Origin of the sequence: Caballeronia sp. LP006, assembly GCF_031450995.1 — a bacterium.
Classification (GTDB): Bacteria; Pseudomonadota; Gammaproteobacteria; order Burkholderiales; family Burkholderiaceae; genus Caballeronia.
This window is the reverse complement of the sequence record NZ_JARTVW010000005.1, coordinates 1099717-1117257: the sequence shown is the minus strand read 5'-3', so window position 1 is coordinate 1117257 and position 17541 is coordinate 1099717. Positions and strand designations below refer to the sequence as shown.

At 64.4% G+C, this 17541-nt stretch carries 17 protein-coding genes, 1 other RNA gene and 1 riboswitch; of the genes, 9 read left to right on the top strand and 9 right to left on the bottom strand.

Annotation, left to right across the window (positions count from 1 at the left end):
* The first annotated feature begins 159 nt into the window (after window positions 1-159).
* Window positions 160-576, top strand: a complete 417-nt coding sequence (locus tag P9250_RS21865) for a PaaI family thioesterase (RefSeq protein WP_244827275.1) — start codon at window positions 160-162, stop codon at window positions 574-576.
* A gap of 48 nt (window positions 577-624) precedes the next feature.
* Here P9250_RS21865 and P9250_RS21860 read toward each other — a convergent pair whose 3' ends face one another.
* The 3 genes from P9250_RS21860 to P9250_RS21850 all read right to left on the bottom strand — a co-directional run bounded on the left by P9250_RS21860 (window position 625) and on the right by P9250_RS21850 (window position 5445).
* Window positions 625-2835, bottom strand: coding sequence for a TonB-dependent siderophore receptor (locus P9250_RS21860; RefSeq protein ID WP_310395136.1), 2211 nt, complete (start codon window positions 2833-2835; stop codon window positions 625-627).
* 238 nt (window positions 2836-3073) lie between these two features.
* On the bottom strand, window positions 3074-3847 hold the full coding sequence (locus P9250_RS21855; protein ID WP_310395134.1) for a hypothetical protein: 774 nt from the start codon (window positions 3845-3847) through the stop codon (window positions 3074-3076).
* A gap of 125 nt (window positions 3848-3972) precedes the next feature.
* Window positions 3973-5445, bottom strand: a complete 1473-nt coding sequence (locus P9250_RS21850; protein WP_310395132.1) for a cobyric acid synthase — start codon at window positions 5443-5445, stop codon at window positions 3973-3975.
* 55 nt (window positions 5446-5500) lie between these two features.
* Between P9250_RS21850 and cobU the strand changes: the two genes are divergently transcribed.
* The 4 genes from cobU (at window position 5501) to P9250_RS21830 (ending at window position 9175) form a co-directional block, all read left to right on the top strand.
* Window positions 5501-6067, top strand: coding sequence for a bifunctional adenosylcobinamide kinase/adenosylcobinamide-phosphate guanylyltransferase (cobU, locus tag P9250_RS21845; RefSeq protein ID WP_250463546.1), 567 nt, complete (start codon window positions 5501-5503; stop codon window positions 6065-6067).
* Window positions 6068-6073: 6 nt separating this feature from the next.
* Window positions 6074-7015: an adenosylcobinamide-phosphate synthase CbiB gene (cbiB, locus tag P9250_RS21840; protein WP_310395130.1), complete on the top strand. Its 942-nt coding sequence runs from the start codon at window positions 6074-6076 to the stop codon at window positions 7013-7015.
* A gap of 53 nt (window positions 7016-7068) precedes the next feature.
* Window positions 7069-8073 (top strand): threonine-phosphate decarboxylase CobD, encoded by a 1005-nt coding sequence (gene cobD, locus P9250_RS21835; protein WP_310395128.1) that lies wholly within the window; start codon window positions 7069-7071, stop codon window positions 8071-8073.
* A gap of 235 nt (window positions 8074-8308) precedes the next feature.
* Window positions 8309-9175, top strand: a complete 867-nt coding sequence (locus P9250_RS21830) for a cobalamin-binding protein (RefSeq protein WP_310395126.1) — start codon at window positions 8309-8311, stop codon at window positions 9173-9175.
* 17 nt (window positions 9176-9192) lie between these two features.
* Here P9250_RS21830 and P9250_RS21825 read toward each other — a convergent pair whose 3' ends face one another.
* The 6 genes from P9250_RS21825 to P9250_RS21800 form a co-directional block, all read right to left on the bottom strand.
* Window positions 9193-9768: a histidine phosphatase family protein gene (locus P9250_RS21825; protein ID WP_310395124.1), complete on the bottom strand. Its 576-nt coding sequence runs from the start codon at window positions 9766-9768 to the stop codon at window positions 9193-9195.
* Window positions 9753-10514 carry an adenosylcobinamide-GDP ribazoletransferase gene (locus P9250_RS21820; RefSeq protein ID WP_310396839.1) on the bottom strand — a complete coding sequence of 254 codons (762 nt, stop codon included), beginning with the start codon at window positions 10512-10514 and terminating at the stop codon, window positions 9753-9755. Before P9250_RS21820 ends, P9250_RS21825 begins: the two co-directional genes overlap by 16 nt.
* An 88-nt stretch (window positions 10515-10602) precedes the next feature.
* On the bottom strand, window positions 10603-11655 hold the full coding sequence (gene cobT, locus P9250_RS21815) for a nicotinate-nucleotide--dimethylbenzimidazole phosphoribosyltransferase (protein ID WP_310395122.1): 1053 nt from the start codon (window positions 11653-11655) through the stop codon (window positions 10603-10605).
* A 10-nt stretch (window positions 11656-11665) separates the two neighbouring features.
* Window positions 11666-12448, bottom strand: coding sequence for an ABC transporter ATP-binding protein (locus tag P9250_RS21810; protein WP_310395120.1), 783 nt, complete (start codon window positions 12446-12448; stop codon window positions 11666-11668).
* On the bottom strand, window positions 12445-13443 hold the full coding sequence (locus P9250_RS21805) for an iron ABC transporter permease (RefSeq protein WP_250508746.1): 999 nt from the start codon (window positions 13441-13443) through the stop codon (window positions 12445-12447). The genes P9250_RS21810 and P9250_RS21805 overlap by 4 nt, the downstream gene beginning before the upstream one ends.
* 26 nt (window positions 13444-13469) lie before the next feature.
* Window positions 13470-15347, bottom strand: a complete 1878-nt coding sequence (locus tag P9250_RS21800) for a TonB-dependent receptor domain-containing protein (protein ID WP_310395118.1) — start codon at window positions 15345-15347, stop codon at window positions 13470-13472.
* An 85-nt stretch (window positions 15348-15432) separates the two neighbouring features.
* A riboswitch (cobalamin riboswitch) is annotated at window positions 15433-15758 on the bottom strand.
* Between the two features lie 236 nt (window positions 15759-15994).
* Between P9250_RS21800 and P9250_RS21795 the strand changes: the two genes are divergently transcribed.
* The 4 genes from P9250_RS21795 to P9250_RS21780 all read left to right on the top strand — a co-directional run bounded on the left by P9250_RS21795 (window position 15995) and on the right by P9250_RS21780 (window position 17533).
* A complete protein-coding gene (locus P9250_RS21795; RefSeq protein WP_310395116.1) occupies window positions 15995-16381 on the top strand; it encodes an ATPase in 387 nt (128 codons plus the stop codon).
* Complete coding sequence (locus P9250_RS21790) at window positions 16378-16692, top strand: cell division protein ZapA (RefSeq protein WP_244827262.1); 315 nt, start codon at window positions 16378-16380, stop codon at window positions 16690-16692. Before P9250_RS21795 ends, P9250_RS21790 begins: the two co-directional genes overlap by 4 nt.
* Window positions 16693-16814: 122 nt before the next feature.
* Window positions 16815-16997: non-coding RNA, 6S RNA (gene ssrS / locus P9250_RS21785), on the top strand.
* 77 nt (window positions 16998-17074) lie between these two features.
* Window positions 17075-17533 carry an EVE domain-containing protein gene (locus P9250_RS21780; protein WP_250491911.1) on the top strand — a complete coding sequence of 153 codons (459 nt, stop codon included), beginning with the start codon at window positions 17075-17077 and terminating at the stop codon, window positions 17531-17533.
* Window positions 17534-17541: the final 8 nt, after the last annotated feature.

The following is a 17541-nucleotide window of genomic DNA, read 5'->3' as shown; positions in this document are numbered from 1 at the left end:
TTCGACGCCCTTCGCCGGTATACCCCTGCGCGCGGTTTCGTTTTAGGAACCGATACATGATTTCGAGCCGTTGATATTATCGGCAAAATGGCGCTCACGCGAAGCGCTGGCCGAACGGACTACCCTTTCCTTTTCTTCCCTCTCTTCTAAACGACCGCCATGCCCCTTCGTTCCGATGTGACGCTCGACTTTCTTCGCAACCGTCAGAAGGGCCGTCTGCCCGAGTTGCTCGGCGTGCAACTGATTTCACTCGAAGAAGGCGCGTTGACGGGCGAACTCGTCATCCGGCCGGAGTTACTCGCGCCCAATGGCTTTCTGCATGCGGCAACGGTCGTCGGCCTGGCGGATACCTGTTGCGGATACGCATGCATCGCTCATTTACCGGAGAACGCGCAGAATTTCACGACGCTCGAATTGAAGAGCAATCACGTGTCGACGGCGCGTGAAGGGAAGATCATCGCGCGGGCGACGGCCGTGCATGCCGGACGAAGCACGCAGGTGTGGGATGCAAGCGTCACCAATGGCGAAGGAAAGCTGATCGCCATGTTCCGGTGTACGCAGATGATTCTTTATTGACGGAAAAGCCGGACAGCGGCGCGACTGTCCCGGCTTTTCAAGTCGCGATCAGAAATCGACTTGCGCGGAAATCAGCAAGGTCCGCGGCGCGGCGTTGGTCACGTAGGTGCCCTGCTGCATCCAGTACCGGCTGCCGAACAGATTCTCAACGTTGGCGCGAAACACGACGTCCTTCTTCGCGATGCGCATTCCGTAACGCACGCCGACGTCGTAACGCGTCCACGACGGCAAGCGCAAGGTATCGCTGGAATCGTAGTACTGCGCACCCGTATGGATGATCCGCCCGTTGACGCTCAGGCCCGGCACCCACGGCAAGTCGTAATCCGCGCCGAGGTTGAAGGCGAACTTGGGCACGCCGCCCGGATCGTTGCCGTCCTGCGTGCCGCCCGCCGTGCCCGAAACCTTCGGATCGTAGAACGTCGCGCTCGCCATCAGGCGCAGACTGCGGAACACTTCGCCGTAGGCAGCCAGTTCGAGACCGCGCACGCGCGTCTTGCCGTTGTAGCCGTAGAAATTCGTGGTGGGATCGGTTACGGCGTTGGGCTGCGAGATCTGAAACACCGAAACCGATGTCAGCACGCGGCCCCAATCCGCCTTCACGCCCGCTTCGTATTGGTTCGACTTGTACGGCGCAAACGCCTGGCCCGCGTTCGCGGTGCCCGCCGGCGCCGTGCCGCCATTCGAAAGACCCGACGTGAAGTTGCCGTACACGGAAACATTCGAAAGCGGCTTGATTACGATGCCCGCGAGCGGCGAGATCGCCTGCTGGTCGAGCGAGCTTTGCTGCGCGCCCGTGGTCGGATCGTAATTGTCCTGGCCGATCGTCTGACGACGGAAACCGCCCGTCAGCAGCACGCGGTCGTTGAAGAACGACATCGTATCGATGACCTGTTGACTGTTCAGACGCGTCTGGCTGCTGCGCTGCATGTCGCCGCGCGGGGTATCGACGGGTGCAAGGGGCGACGGCGAATAGAGATTGGACGCCACCGCGGTCGATCCCAGCGCGTAGAAGTAGCCGATCTCCTGATTCAGGCTCGTCACGCCCGTGACCAGCGTGTGCTTGACGCCGAAGGTATCGAAGTGAAAGCGCAGGCCCGCATCGACGGTCTTGGTGCGCGTGTACTGGTCGTAATAGCCGTTATAGGCGCTGAACTCGCCCGCCGCCGTCATGCCCGCCGCATACGGGAAGTTCTGCTGCGACGTGCCGTAATGCTCTCCCGCCGCGCCGTACACGGTCACGTACTGGTTGATGTCGTACTCGGCGCGCGTCATGACGGCCGAATCGCGCAGCTTGAGCTTCGAGCCGGGATAGAGATTGTTGTATGCCGAAGGCACGGCGGGCACGGCGGTAGCGGTGCCGAAACCGATCTGCGAGCGGTACTCGTCGGTGTTCTCGGAGACGTTGTAGGCGTCGAACGACCAACGCAACTGTTTGCCGCGATAGTCGAGGCCGATCGCGCTGTCGCCCTGCAATTGGTTGCCGTGCGCAATGCCGGTCTGCCCGTCCTTGATCTGGCCGTTGAAGCGCACGCCCCACTGGCCTTCATCGCCGAAGCGGCGGCCGATATCGGCGGCAAATCCGAACTGGCTCTTCGATTGATACAGCGCGGTGAGCCGCGTGAGCGGGGTATCGTCGGCGCGCTTGGTGACGATGTTGATCGCGCCGCCGACGCTGCCGCCCGGTCCCATGCCGTACATGAGCGATCCCGGGCCTTGCAGCACTTCGACGCGTTCGAGCAGGTTTACCGGCACGCGCGCCGCCGAGACCATGCCGTAGAGGCCGTTGAGCGCGACATCGGTCGGCTGGACGTCGAAGCCGCGAATCTGGAACACGTCGCCGAAACCGCCGCCGCTTTGCTCCGTGCGCACCGACGCGTTGTTGACGACGAGGTCGCCAATGGTACGCGCCTGCGTGTCCTGGATCATCTGCTCGGTGTAATTCGTCGTGCTGAAAGGCTGGTCCATCACGTTCGCCGTTCCAAGCACGCCGATGCTGCCGCCGCGCGCCACTTGTCCGCCCGCATAGGGCGCGGGCAGATCGCCGGGCGCCGCCGATCCCTTGACCATCACGGTGGGCAAGGTCGTCGATTGAGCAGCACCGGCGCTATCGGCCGAGGTGCCGTCCGCCGCCGACGCGCCTTGCGCGTAAGCGCTCGCCTGCATTGCGGCGGCGGCGACCAGTCCCACGAAAAGACGTTCTACCGCCTTCGATACCGCAGTGCGGCGACTGACTTCTTGCTGGGTGACCGATCGTGACATAAGGCGTGGATATTCGAAAAAAGGTGAATTGAGCCGTCTGAGCGCGTAAATGCGAATCGTTAACAATTGTAAAGTGTCTATTAAACGGACGGTACAAAAATTGTATTTGTCGTATCAGAAACTGTTGTCGTGCTGCGACGTGTACGAGGCGTCACGGCACACTGGACGAGAAAAAGCCCGCGCGCGGCGGGCTAAATCCTAAGCAAAGAACCGGGATTTTAGGAAACCAGCAACAGGCTCACTGTCCCGACAGATAGAACGCCTGATCCCGCTGCGTCGTGACGCCGACGACGGTGAGCTGTCCGTTGACGACCGTGGCCTCCACGGGCATCGACACGTTATTGAGCGTGCAAGACGCGCCGCCCGCGAAGTTCAAGGTGCCATCGAGCAGATGCTTGCCGGTCGAGCGTGGCTTGAAGCTGCCCGTGAACGTGCAGGCGTTCTGCGTGCCCTTGGCCGTGCCGTCTGCCGCGAAGGTGATCGAAGAGATCGGCGAGACACCCGATGCGCTCGTCCAAGTGCGCGCCACGTCGTTGATGGCGATCGGCGTGTCGTACGTCGCGTTGTAGTTGCCGTTGTACGCGGTGGCGGCGGTATCGGGCGAAACATAGAGCGAGGTGGTCGCGGTGAGCGTGCTCTTCTGCGTGAAGTTGCCGCTGAGCGAGCCGGCACGGATCGCGCCTGCTTCGTGGAAACCTACCGTCGACGCGTCGCTGAACGCGCCATCGGTCGCCGTCATGATGCCTTCGATCAGCCAGACGAACGAGCCATCTCGCGAATAGATGCTGAAGTACTGACCCGATTCGAGGACGATGGTCTGCGCCGCGAACGACTGCCCGGAATTCACCGAGCCGTACCAGAAGCCTTCAGGAAGCGTATGCGACGGATTCGTTACGCACGATTTCTGCAGATTACCGAGGTCGGTCGTGCAGGTCTTGTCGTCGCCGCCGCCGCCGCTGCAAGCAGCGAGGACGGGCAATACGAGCAGCATAAGCTTGGAGCGCAGTTTCATGAGAGCGTGTTCTTGGTATCGGATTGAGCACAGGCCGCCGCTCGTCACGGCGTGCCGACAATCAGATAACGGACCGCTGCCGCAAAACTTGAATGCGGAATAGCACGTCCCGCGGCAGCTCGTCCTTAAGCGAACGCCGCCAGCACCGCCTTCAGATCCAGCGCCTGCTCGAACGAATCCGCGAGCCGGTCGAGCGACGCCTCCCGCAACGCCGGATAGTCGAGCGGCGCGGCATCGTTCACGCCGGCCCATGCGAGCAACGCGGCACAGGCTTCGGGTGTATCGAAGAGGCCATGCAGATACGTCGCCGCGATCTGCCCGTCTTGCGACACCGCGCCGTCGAAGCGGCCGTCGTCGAGCGCCACCGCCGGCCGCGCGAGCGCCGCGCCGCTCGTGCGTCCCATATGAATCTCGTAGCCGCGCACGGGCGCCTCCTTGCCGTCGATGACAAGCCGCCCCGTCACGTTTTCGAGTTGCTTGTCGGGCGTGAGCACGGTGGCGAGATCGAGCAGCCCCAGGCCATCGACACAACCCGCCGCGCCTTCGACGCCCGAAGGATCGTCGACCGTGCGCCCCAGCATCTGCATGCCGCCGCAGATGCCCAGCACCTTGCCGCCGTAGCGCAGATGCCGCTCGATCGCCCGCTCCCAGCCGTTCGAACGCAGCCACGCCAGATCGCGCTGCACGCTTTTCGACCCAGGCAACACGATCAAGTCGGCGGGCGGCGGCGCCATGCCCGGCCGAACGTACTCGAAATCGACTTGCGGATGCGCCCGCAGCGCATCGAAGTCCGTGTGATTGCTGATGCGCGGCAACGCCGGCACGATCACCTTCAGCGTCGATTCCGCGCCGCGCGACCGCGCCTGCGACGGCAGCATGTCCTCGGCATCGAGCGTGAGGCCATGCAGATACGGCAAGACGCCGAGAACCGGCTTGCCGGTCTGCGTTTCGAGCCATTGGAGCCCCGGTGTCAGCAAGCCGATATCGCCGCGAAACCGGTTGATGACGAAGCCGCGCACTCGTGCCCGCTCACTTTCCGAAAGACACGCGAGCGTGCCGACGAGATGCGCGAACACGCCGCCGCGATCGATGTCCGCCACCAGCACGACCGGACAATCGACTCGTTCCGCGAACCCCATGTTGGCGATATCGCGATCGCGCAGATTGATTTCGGCGGGACTGCCCGCGCCTTCGACGATCACCGCGTCGAATTCGGCCGTGAGCCGCGCGTAGGACGCGAGCACGGCATCGAACGCGGTGCGCTTGTATTCGTGATACGCCCGCGCGTCCAGATTCGCTTGCGCGTGACCGTGGATGATCACTTGCGCGCCTCGATCGCTCGTCGGCTTGAGCAGCACCGGATTGAAGTCGATGCGCGCGGGCACGCCCGCCGCGATTGCCTGCAGCGCCTGCGCCCGGCCGATCTCGCCGCCATCCACGGTGACCGCGCTGTTGAGCGCCATGTTCTGCGGCTTGAACGGCGCGACCTTCACGCCGCCGCGCCGCGCGAGCCGGCACAGGCCCGCGACGAGCGTGCTCTTGCCGGCATCGGAAGTCGTGCCCTGAATCATCAGCGTGCCGCGCGGCGCGAAAGACATGGAATGCGGTCCTCGGGTGAAAGCCTGCATCTTAGCCCGCCGGTACAATATTGCGATGACCACGACCCACTCTCCACGCAACCTCATCTTCGTTCTCGGCGGCGCTCGTTCGGGCAAAAGCGCGCACGCCGAACGCCTTGCCAACGAGAGCGGTTTGCCCGTGACATACATCGCGACTGCGCGCGTCGGCAGCGACGCCGAGTTCGCCGAGCGCGTGCGGCATCATCGCGAAAGACGGCCCGCGCACTGGACGCTCGTCGAAGCGCCGCTCAGTCTTGCCGATGCCGTGCGCGACGCGGACAGGCCGGGCGCGTGCGTGCTCATCGACTGCCTGACGCTCTGGCTCGCCAATCTGCTCTTCACAACCGATAACGCCGACGCGCAGAACGCGTCACTGCCGCGCGAGGCCACCGATGCCTTCGATGCCTTCGACCGCGCGCTCGCCGCCGTGCGCGGCACGGTCATCGTGGTATCGAACGAAATCGGCTTGGGCGTGGTGCCGCTCGGTTCCGTCACGCGCCTTTATGTCGATGAACTCGGCCGATTGAATCAACGCGTCGCCGCCGCAAGCACGCGCACGACGCTGATGGTCGCGGGTCTGCCGATCGCGCTGAAAGGCTGACCGGCGATGCTCCTGCTTTCCTTTTACTCGATGTCCTTGCTCGCGGTGCTCGGCGTGATCGTCGATCGCATGTTCGGCGAGCCGCGCACGCGGCATCCGCTCATCGTCTTCGGGCGATATGCGACGAAGCTCGAAGCGCGCATGAACACGGGGCATCGGGCGCGGCCGGCGGGCATGCTTGCGTGGCTTGCGGCCGTCGTGCCGCCGGTGTTGGTCGCGTGGGCGCTCGTGAGCGTGCTGCCGCCCGCGTATGCCGCGGCCGTGCATGTGATCTTGCTGTGGTTCGCGCTCGGCGCCAAGAGCTTGCGTCAGCACATTGCGCCGATTGCCCGCGCCCTCTCGCTCGGCGACCTCGAAAGCGCGCGCAAGCTCACCTCGCGGATCGTGTCGCGCGATACCTCGCAAGCCGACGAGAACGCCCTTTCGCGCGCGGCCGTCGAATCCGCGCTCGAAAATGGCAACGATGCGATCTTCGGGGCGCTCTTCTGGTTCGTGATCGCGGGCGGGCCGGGCGCGCTCGCGTTTCGCCTCGCCAATACGCTCGACGCGATGTGGGGTTATCGCACGCCGCGTTACTTGCGCTTCGGCTGGGCGGCGGCGCGCATCGACGATGTGCTCAACTTCATTCCCGCGCGCCTCACGGCGGCGAGCTACGCGCTCGCGGGCGACACGCGCATGGCCTGGCATTGCTGGCGCACGCAGGCGCGTGCGTGGGACAGTCCGAACGCAGGGCCGGTGATGGCCTCGGGCGCGGGCAGCCTCAATGTGCTGATTGGCGGCGCGGCGGTTTATCACGGCGTGCTCGAAGCGCGTCCGACGCTCGGCGCGGGGCATGAGGCCACGCCGAGGCACGTGGTCGCGGCGTTGCGGCTCGTCGAGCGTTCGATCTTGCTGTGGCTTGCCATCCTGCTCGTCTTTGCCTTGATGAGCGCGTCCGGACATGGGTGATTCCTCTGTTTCGATTCGACGCGTCCATCACTTCGCGCCTTCCACACGCCATCATGTCTGATCCACTGCGTCCCATCCGTCACGGCGGCAATCTGCGCGAAGCCGCGCGTCGATACGGCATCGCGCTCGACGACTGGCTCGATCTTTCGACGGGCATCAACCCTTTAGGCTATCCGGTCCCGCCCATTCCGCCCGATGCCTGGCGCCGTTTGCCCGAAGACGCCGATGGTCTCGCCGAACTCGCCGCGACTCATTACGGCGCGCCGCTCGCGCTGCCCGTCGCGGGTTCGCAGGCCGCGATTCGCGCCTTGCCGTGGCTCTTGAAGAAGGGCACGGCGGCCATCGCACCGTTGACGTATGGCGAGTACGCGCCGGCGTTCGTGCGCGCGGGCCATTCGGTCGTGCCGCTCGATATGAATGCCGACACGTTGCCGAATGCCGTCGATCACGTGATCGTCGCCAATCCGAACAACCCGACCGCCGAGCGTCTCCCGCGCCACGTCTTGCTGCATTGGCATGCGAGGCTGGCATCGCGCGGCGGTACGTTGATCGTCGATGAAGCATTCGCCGATGTCGATCCGGCCGAGTCTCTTGCCGATCGCAGCGCGGATGCGGGGCTTGTCGTCCTGCGCTCGGTCGGCAAGTTCTTCGGGCTCGCGGGAATTCGCGCGGGCTTCGTGCTGGCCGCACCCGATGTGATCGCCATGCTCACCGATGCGCTGGGTTCATGGACCGTCAGCGGCCCCGCGCGTCACGCGGTGCGGGCGGCGTTCGAGGATCGCGCGTGGCAACGGGAAACCCGCGAACGCTTGCAGCGCGATGGCGCACGGCTCGCGGCGCTTATCGCGCATCATGGGTTCGACGCGCGTGCGACGCCGCTTTTTACGTCGTTCCAGACATTGGATGCGAGCGGCTTGCAGCATGCGCTTGCCACGCGCGGTATCTGGACGCGGCTCTTCGATCCGGCTGGGATGACGCCGAGTTTGCGCATCGGCTTGCCAGGCAGCGAAGGAGAATGGGCGCGGCTTGAACGAGCGATGGCGGAGGTTTGCGCGTGACGTCGAAATCTTTCTGGCGCACCTTGGCTGCGCGGATCGGCTTGCTTGGCGGTGAAGTCAATCGGGCGCAGCTTGAACGCTCGCTCCCGGAGGTTTGCGCGTGGGCTTAGAACTCGTCTTGCGCACCTTGGCTGCGCAAATCGGCTTGTTCCGGCGCGCAAGCAACCGAGGTCTGCGCGCGTTCGCCGCGCATTCGCTTCGACACGCCGTTCCGCATGTCCTTCTCGCAACGATAATGACGCTGAGCGCATCGCCCTCTTTCGCCGCTATCACCGTCACCGACGACAGCGGCGCCAGCATTACGCTCGCGACACCCGCCACGCGGGTCGTGAGTCTCGCGCCGCATGTCACCGAATTGCTGTTCGCGGCGGGCGGCGGGTCGCGTATCGTCGGCGCGGTGACGTATAGCGATTATCCGAAGGAAGCGCAGGCTATCCCGCGCGTCGGCGACAACAAGGCGCTCGATCTGGAGCGCATCGTCGCATTGCATCCGGACTTGATCGTCGTATGGCGGCATGGCAATGCGGCGCGGCAGATGGATCGGCTGCAAGCGCTCGGCATTCCGATCTTCTTCAGCGAACCGCGCCATCTCGACGATATCGCGAGCAACATCGACCGGCTCGGCGCGTTGCTCGGCACGGAAGCGAACGCACGCGCGGCGTCGGCTGCATTCACGCGCGATATCGGCAGTCTGCGGACGCGTTATGCGCAACGTCCGCCGGTCGGCGTGTTTTATCAGGTGTGGGACGACCCGCTCATGACGCTCAACCGCGACAACGTGTTCAGCGAAGTGATCGCGTTGTGCGGCGGCGTCAACGTCTTCGCCGCGAACGACACGCGCGTGCCGACCATCTCGACCGAAGCCGTGCTCGCGGCGAACCCGGAAGCCATCGTCACCGCGACGCCCGGCGCGACGACGCCGAATCGCGCATTGCCCGCACTCGATCGATGGAAGCGATGGGGTTCGCTCACCGCGGTGGCGCGCGGCAACCTCTTCGGTATCGATGGCGATCTGATCAATCGGCCTACGCCGCGCATCGCGCTGGGCGCGGCCGAGCTTTGCAGGGATCTGGAGCAAGCGCGCGGGCGTCGCGGAAAGTGACCGAAGCGGCCCTGCCCTCAGGCATTCCACCGCACCAGCAGCCACTTCCCTCTCACGCGCCTGAACTGCACGATCGCGCCGAATTCGATCGGCCATTGCAACACGCTCGCGCGCTCCATCCCGAGCATATGCGCTGTCAGCACGCGCATGACGCCAGCATGCGCGATCACATGCACCGGCCGTTCGGCACGCTCGATATCACGCAACCAGTCCTCCACGCGCCCGGCGAACTGCACGAGACTCTCCCCGCCATGCGGCCTCGCGTGTTCGATATCCGCGGCCCAGGCATCGATCAGCGCGCGATCGATCGCATCCCACGCGCGCCCTTCCCATGCGCCGAAGTTCATCTCGGCGAGGCGCGCATCGACGTGAGGCGCGATGCCATCGCTCAACGCCGAGGCCAGCGATGCACATCGCACGAGTCCGCTCGAATGCCAGCCATCGACACACGCGGGCACGTTCAGCGACAGCATGCGCGCCTTCAGAGCGCAAGCCGATGCATTCACATCGCGCAGCAAGGGAACATCGCTCTGGCCGTAGCACACGCCTGCATCGACGCACACGGCTGGATGCCGGATCAGTACGAGATCCATGCGAGCCCGATGAGATAAATGGCCAGTTCGAACGCCTGTTGCGCGAAGCCGAGACAATCCCCCGTATAACCGCCGATGCGCTTCACGAAGTAACGTCCCATCGCCCAGCGCAGCACCGTGAGCAACGCGATCGTCAGGCAGGCGAATTTCCAGTCGATGACAAAGAGCCACGGCACGCCGAAGGTCATCGCAATCAGAAACGAGCCCGCGCTCATGCGCTGTGCGACCGGCTTCGCTTTGCCCTCGGCGCGCACATAGTCGAGCGTGACGAGATAGCTGATGGCGAAAACGCGGCTCGCGGCGTGCGCGGCGATCAGCAACCATGCGGCAATAAGCGGCGGCGTGCTCGCAAGCGTCTGCCACTTGAGCGCCAGTGCAATGACGAGCGCAATCGCGCCGAACGCCCCGATGCGCGAGTCATGCATGATGCGCAACACGTCATCGCGCGTATAGCCGCCGCCGAAGGCATCGGCGCAATCAGCAAGACCGTCTTCGTGGAACGCGCCGGTCAGCACGAGCGTGGCGGCCATCGACAGCAACACGGCAACCCCCAACGGAAGCACGCGCAACGCCGCGAGCAGGACGAGCGCGGCAATACCGCCGACCATCACGCCGACGAGCGGAAAATAACGCGCCGCCGCGTTCAGATAAGCGCGCTCGAAGCCAACCCACCGCGGCACCGGCACGCGCGTGAAGTAGCCGAGCGCGGTGAAGAAGTAGCGCAGTTCGTCGAGCGGACGGGTCATTGCGGCAAGCGGGTCGAGACGCCCGCGCGCCTGAACGCAGTGACGCGCCCCGACCTCGCGCAGCGCTTGCGGATGATGCTCATCGCCGTCACTCTCGCTTGTCCGTGACACCCGCCGCCTCGAAGCTCGTCATCTCATCGACGAACGCCACGGCCGCGCGCAGGATCGGCAACGCGAGCGCCGCGCCCGTGCCTTCGCCAAGCCGCATGTCGAGTTGCAACAGCGGCTCCGCATGCAGATGCGCGAGCATGCCCCGATGCCCCGCCTCGTTCGACGCATGCGCGAACACGCAGTAGTCGAGCACCTCGGGTGCGATCTTCGCCGCGACGAGCAGGCCGGAAGTCGCGATGAAGCCATCGACGAGAATCGTCATGCCCGCGTCCGCCGCAGCGAGACACGCACCCGCGATCATCGCGATTTCGAAGCCGCCGAACGTCGCGAGTGTGTCGATTGCATCGCCCTCGGCCGCATGCAACGCGAGCGCCCGGCCGAGCACATCGCGCTTGTGCGCAAGGCCGCGATCGTCGAGACCCGTGCCGCGTCCGACGCATTCGCCAATGGGCACACCGCACAGACGGCTCATCAGGCACGCCGCCGCCGACGTGTTCGCAATCCCCATCTCGCCGAAGCCGATCACGTTCGTGCCGAGCGCCGCATGATGCCGCACACGCGCCGCGCCGCGCGCGATGCCTTCGAGCGCGGTCTCGCGCGACATCGCCGCTTCCTTCGCGAAGTTGCGCGTGCCGAGGCCGAGCGACAGACGCTCGTAGCCGCTATCGATGGGAATCGGTGTCGCCACGCCCGCATCGACCACTTCGAGCGTCATGCCGACCGAACGCGACAGCGCGTTGATCGCCGCGCCGCCCGCCAGAAAATTCGCGACCATCTGCGCGGTCACTTCTTGCGGATACGGACTCACGCCCTCGGCCGCGATACCGTGATCGCCCGCAAACACGATCATCGCCGGGCGCTCGATGCGCGGCTTCGTCGTGCGCTGAATCACGCCCATTTGCAGCGCGAGCGTTTCGAGCCGACCGAGGCTGCCCGGCGGCTTCGTTTTCGTATCGATGATGCGTTGCAGTTCGGCTTCGCGCGAACGGTCTGGCGCGCGGGGCGTGGGCAAGTCGTGGGCGTTTGACATCGGCAATCCTTCAGGTGCGTGCAACGGGAATGGACGGCACGAGCGCTTCGTGCTCGCCATCGCGAATCAAGGCTAGCGGATAGCCGAACGCGGCGCTCGCGCGTTCAGGCGTGAGCACGTCCGCGACGAGACCGGCGTGCGCGCCGCCCCTGCCATCGAGCAAAAGCGCGTGCGTCGAAAAGCGCCGCGCGAGATTGAGATCGTGACACGAGAAAATCACCGTGCGGCCGGACTTGCGCGCGGCGTCGGCCAGTACGTGCAGACAATCGATTTGATGATGCAGGTCCAGATGCGCGAGCGGTTCGTCGAGCAGCAAGAGCGGTGTGTTTTGGCACAGCACGGCGGCGAGCGTCACGCGTTGCCGTTCGCCGCCCGACAATGTCAGGACATCGCGCGAGGCGAACGATAGAAGACCGAGCGCATCGAGCGCGGCATGCGCGGCAGCGCGGTCTTCGGCGCTTTCCCAGCCCCAGCCCGTGACATACGGAAAGCGGTTCAGCAGCACGGTGTCGAGTACGGTCGCGCTGAAGGCATCGTGCGAGCTTTGCGGCATCAGCGAGCGCGCGCGTGCGAGATCCGCCGCGCGCCAGGATGCGAGCGCGCGGCCATCGAGCGATATCGCGCCTTCGGCCGGCTTTGTCAAACCCGCGAGCACGCCAATGAGCGTGGTCTTGCCCGCGCCGTTCGGCCCGGCTATGCACCACATCTCGCCCGCGCCGATACTTTGCGTGAGGTCTTCCACGAGCGTGCGTGCGCCCGCGCGCAAGCTGACGTGTTCGATATGCAGGGTCATCGCGGTCTCGCCAGCAGCATCCACAGGAACATCGGCACGCCGACGAGCGCGGTCACCACGCCCACCGGCAATTGCGCGGGCGCGATCGCCGTGCGCGCGACGAGATCGGCGCTCATCACCGCGAGGCCGCCTGCCAGCGCCGACGCCGGCACGAGCATGCGCTGATCGTTGCCGAACGCGAGCCGCAATAAATGCGGCACGACGAGCCCAACGAAGCCGATGGTGCCCGCCGTCGTGACAGCCGCCGCTGCCGCAAGCGATGCGACGAGATACACCGACAGCCGCACGCGCGAGACAGGCACGCCGAGCGAACGCGCGGCCGTATCGCCACGCAACAGCACGTTGAGTTGCGGCGCGAGCGGCACGACGACGATCATCGCGACGACGAGCGCGATCAGCGCAGGCCACGGCGTCGCTGCGCCGTTCAGGTCGCCCGTCAGCCAGAAGATCATCCCGCGCAAGCGATTCTCCGGCGCAATGCTGAGGATCAACGTGATGAGCGCGCCCCAGCCCGCCGCTATCACGACGCCTGTCAGCAGAAGACGCGGCGAGGCATCGCGATCGCCGTGCCACAGGTCGCGTCGCGCGAGTCCAAGCACCAGCACGATGGATGCGAACGCGCCCGCGCACGCCGCCAGATCGATGCCCCACCACGGCAGCGACGCGAGCATCGCCGTGAGCGCGAAGGTCGCCGCGCCGCCGGATACGCCGAGCACGTACGGCTCGGCCAGTGGATTGCGCAACAGCACTTGCAGCAGCGCGCCGGAAAGCGCGAGCAAGGCGCCCGAAGCGAAACCCGCAAGCGCGCGCGGCAAACGCAAGGTGAGCACGATGTCATCGGCGATATCGGGCGCGGCCGCATGCGCGTGCAACAACGCCGCGATGGCGCGCGGCAAGGGCAACGCGACGCTGCCGAGCGCGAGCGACGCCGCAAACACAAGCAACGCGGCAAGCCCGAGCGCAGCCCAGATGCCTAACGCGCGTTTAGCGTTCATCGCGCGGCGCAGGTCAACGGTGTCGCTCACGACGGGCGCCAGCCGAGCGTGACATAAGCGCCGCGCCTCGGCGTGTTGTACGAATAAGCCAGTTCATAGTTCCGGTCGAAGAGGTTGTCGACACGCGCGCTCACGTACCACGACTTCGTGATGTCATAGCGCGCCGACAGATTCACGACGCCATAGCCCGCGAGCGTCGAATCGTAATCGCTGCGCGCACCGCTCACGATCCACTCGCCGCCCACGCGCCAGCTTCCTATCGAGCGATGCGCGCTGAAACTCGCGAAACGCCGCGCATGGCGCGTCAGGTCCTGATTGCCGGTTTCATCGACGGGATTCTGGAACGTCACGCCCGCGCGCAAATCAGTGGCGCCGACATGCCCTGCCCACGATCCCTCGACGCCCTGCACCTTCGCGCGTCCGACGTTCTGCGCGATATATAAGCCGCTGCCGTCCGATACGTAATCGATCAGATTCGAATAGCGCGTCTGAAACGCCGTCACGCGCAGCACGCCCACTTGGTCCGATGCGTACTGCAGCGCCGCTTCCACCGAATGACTGCGCTCGGGCTGAATGGACGGATTGCCGCTGAACGGATAGTAGAGATCGTCGAAGCTCGGCGCGCGGAACGACGCCGCGTAACTCGCGCTCGCGCGCCAGTGCGTGTCGATGTTGTACGCATAGCCCAGATAGTAGCTGTTCGCGCCGCCGAAATCGGAATACTGGTCGTGGCGCAGATTGGCCTGCACTTCGCTCGGACCGAAGCGTCCCACATAGCCCGCGTACACCGAATTCACGTGACGATCCGGCGCGCTGAACTGATCCGAATCGAGCGTCTGGTCGAGATGCTCGTAACCGAACAGGAGCTTGTGCGCCTCCGTCAGGCGAAAGTCGTTCTGCCACAGATACTGGCGATCCTCTGAATTGAAGCGGCTCGTATAGATGCCGTTCTGCTCGTTGTTCGCGCGGTCCTGTCCCTGCGCGACCGTGAAATGCGTGGTCCACTGGTCCGTGATACGGCCGTTCGCAAACACCGATGTCGACCGCACGCGACTGTGCGAATCGTTGAGATCGCCGGGCAAGCCGTAGGCATCGTCGAAACTGTCGATGCCGTTCGACTGATAGAAGCGCACGCCCGCGTCCCATTTGTCGCCGAACTTGTGGCGCAGCGTGGCCGCGACGCTTTCGTTCAGATAACCGTTCGCGTTCGGATTGGCGTTGGGCGCGAGCGCGGGATCGATCGACGAGAAACCATCGGTCTTCTCGCGCGATACGTTGAAGCTGAAGGTCGTGCGGCCTTCGCTATCGAACGCGCCGGAAACGCCCGCCGCTTGCCGCTGCGTGTGATAGCTGCCGTATTCCGTCTCGAAGTAGAAGCGCGGCGGATGCGCCTCGCCGTCTTTCGTGAAGATCTGCACGACGCCGCCGATCGCGCCCGAGCCGTACAGCGCCGACACGTTGCCGTTCACGACTTCGATGCGGTCGATCTGATCCGGCATGATCTGCGCAAGCTGCGCCGAGCCGAGCGATGCGGACTCCACACGCACGCCGTCGATCAAAACGAGCGATTGCGTCGAGGACGCGCCGCGTATGAACACGCTTGCATTCGCTCCCGGGCCGCCATTGCGCGTCACCTGCACTCCGGGCGCAAGACCGATGACGCCGAGCGCGTCGTAGGCATTGCTGTCGGCGATATCCTGGGCGTCGAAGAGCGAAGTCTGCGCGATCGTATCGGCGAGGGGTTGCGCGGTGCGCGTCGCGGTCACGACGACGGGTGCGAGCGGCGGTTGCGAGGCTTCGTCCGCGAGCGCTTCATGAGCGAGCAACCATGTGTTGAGGGCGACGAGCGCGGCGCGTTCGATCGTTTTGCGTCTGCCCGCGTGTCGGGCAAGTGGCGATACCATGCGTGAAATGTTCCCATGCGTAGGCTAGCGCGACCTCGCTCCCCGCAAGGCCAATGCGCGACGAGCGCGCTCGAATGCGAACAGACGAACGCGCTGAACAGTTGGCCGGTATCCGGGCTGGCGACACACCGTCCCGCCTTCCCACGCATGAAGCGCAGTGGCATCGACACGTTCTTCGCCTGGCCTGCGTCGAGCGGCGGATTCTTGCGAATCAAACAGACTCGCAAGCAAACTCACACGACGGCGCGGCGAAAAACGCGCAAGGGACGACTTGCAACTTGCGTTGCGGTCGCTTACCGTTGCGGGGGCAGCACAGGTTGGCGTGGCCTTGGCGGCGCCGCTTCCTGTTTCCCGTTTGACTGCGCCCGCAAAAGAAATGCGGACGCGAGCACCAAAAGTGCGGCAAGTGTAGGAGCGCGATTCAGGACCGTCAAGAAACGATCCTGGCCGATCATCGCAAGACACACGGCTCACGACGAACCCAACTAGAACCCGCCGTCGCAACACATCGGCAGCGCCCGCGCTTTCCACACACGAATGCATCGCGATGCACGCATGATCGCGTGCTGTTACGTCTCGAAACGAGACAATTATCGGAAGCTCCGTTGAACCGCGCTAGAATGCGAGGTCTTTAGAGGACGCAGCACATGCTCAACGAACTCGAATCACTGTCAGGAAATATCGGCCGGCTGATCCAGATCAGCGAGCGGCACAATCAGGCGCGTCTCGCGCTTGAAGCACAAATCGAACAACTGCGTAGCGACTACGCGAACGTGCAGGCAGAGCTCGTGCAAATGCGCGAAGAGCGCGACACGCTGCAAGCCGAACGAGATTCCCTCTCGGCCAAGATCGACGACGCGCAGGTCCGCCTGAACGCGATCCTCGAAAAGTTGCCGCGCGGCAAGTCCGCGAATCATGCCGAGACGGAAAATCAGCTCGATCTCCTCGATGCCCGCTCTCACGATGTGCAAGCCGCGCACGAGCATGCGCACGCGGAAGAGCACAGCGAGCATCATCACGGAGAGAAGGCATGACGACCACGCAGATCGAAGTATCCATTCTCGGCCAGCAATATCGCCTCGCCTGTTCGCCGGAAACCGAAGGCGCGCTGCGTGAAGCGGTGGCACGGGTCGACGCCGAGATGAACAAGGTGCGCAATGCAAGCAACGTGCGCGGGCAAGACCGCATCGCGGTGATGGCCGCGCTTTCACTCGCTTCCGAATTGCTGAGGCTGCAAGAAAGCGTGCGTCATGGCGAGGCCTTCCCCGCCGAGGAAATACGCCGCACGATGCACTCCATGAACGAACAGCTTGGTGCTGTCATCGCGCAGTATGAAGTGCAGTGACCGAAGTGCCGCGACGCCGCTCCGTGGCGAACGCTAATCGGTCGCGCGATGTCAATCGAAAAAAGAAACTGCGCAATTGGTGTCGAGAGGCTGCATTAGACATTCGATTGGTGTAGAGTGACTACTCCCTGCCTGGTTCGCCAAGGTCATATATTCCTTGAACCAATGCTACATTGGCACGGTTGTGGAAACTTGCAGCACGGGCGCGCGCGTCACTCTGTCTGATGTACCCGAAGTGTTGCTTACTGCGACCAATCTTGAACCCAGGTTCAGGATGCCGGCCTAGCGGCCGAGGTGGGGACCCTACTCCAGCGGCATCGGTTCATACCGATGCCGTTTGCTTTTGTCGAGCCCGTTTTACAACCCCGTTGCCGAATCCATCATGCGCTACTGGCTGATGAAGTCCGAACCGGACGAAGCGAGCATCGATCATCTCGCGCACGCGCCGAAGAAAACCCTTCCGTGGACGGGCGTGCGCAACTATCAGGCGCGCAACTTCATGCGCGACCAGATGCAAGTCGGCGACGGCGTGCTCTTCTATCATTCGAGTTGCCCGGAGCCGGGCATTGCGGGCATCGCCAAAGTCTGTTCCACGGCTTATCCCGATCCCACTCAGTTCGACGCCAAAAGCCCGTACTTCGACGCCAAGTCCACGCAGGAGACGCCGCGCTGGATGCTCGTCGATGTGCGCTTCGTCAAGAAGACGCCGTTGATTCCGCTCGCGACATTGCGCGAACACGCGGAACTCGCCGACATGCAAGTGCTGGCGCGCGGTAATCGGCTGTCGATCACGCCCGTGACCGAGGCGCAGTGGCGCTTCATAACCGAGCGTCTGGTCTAGGGCGCGCG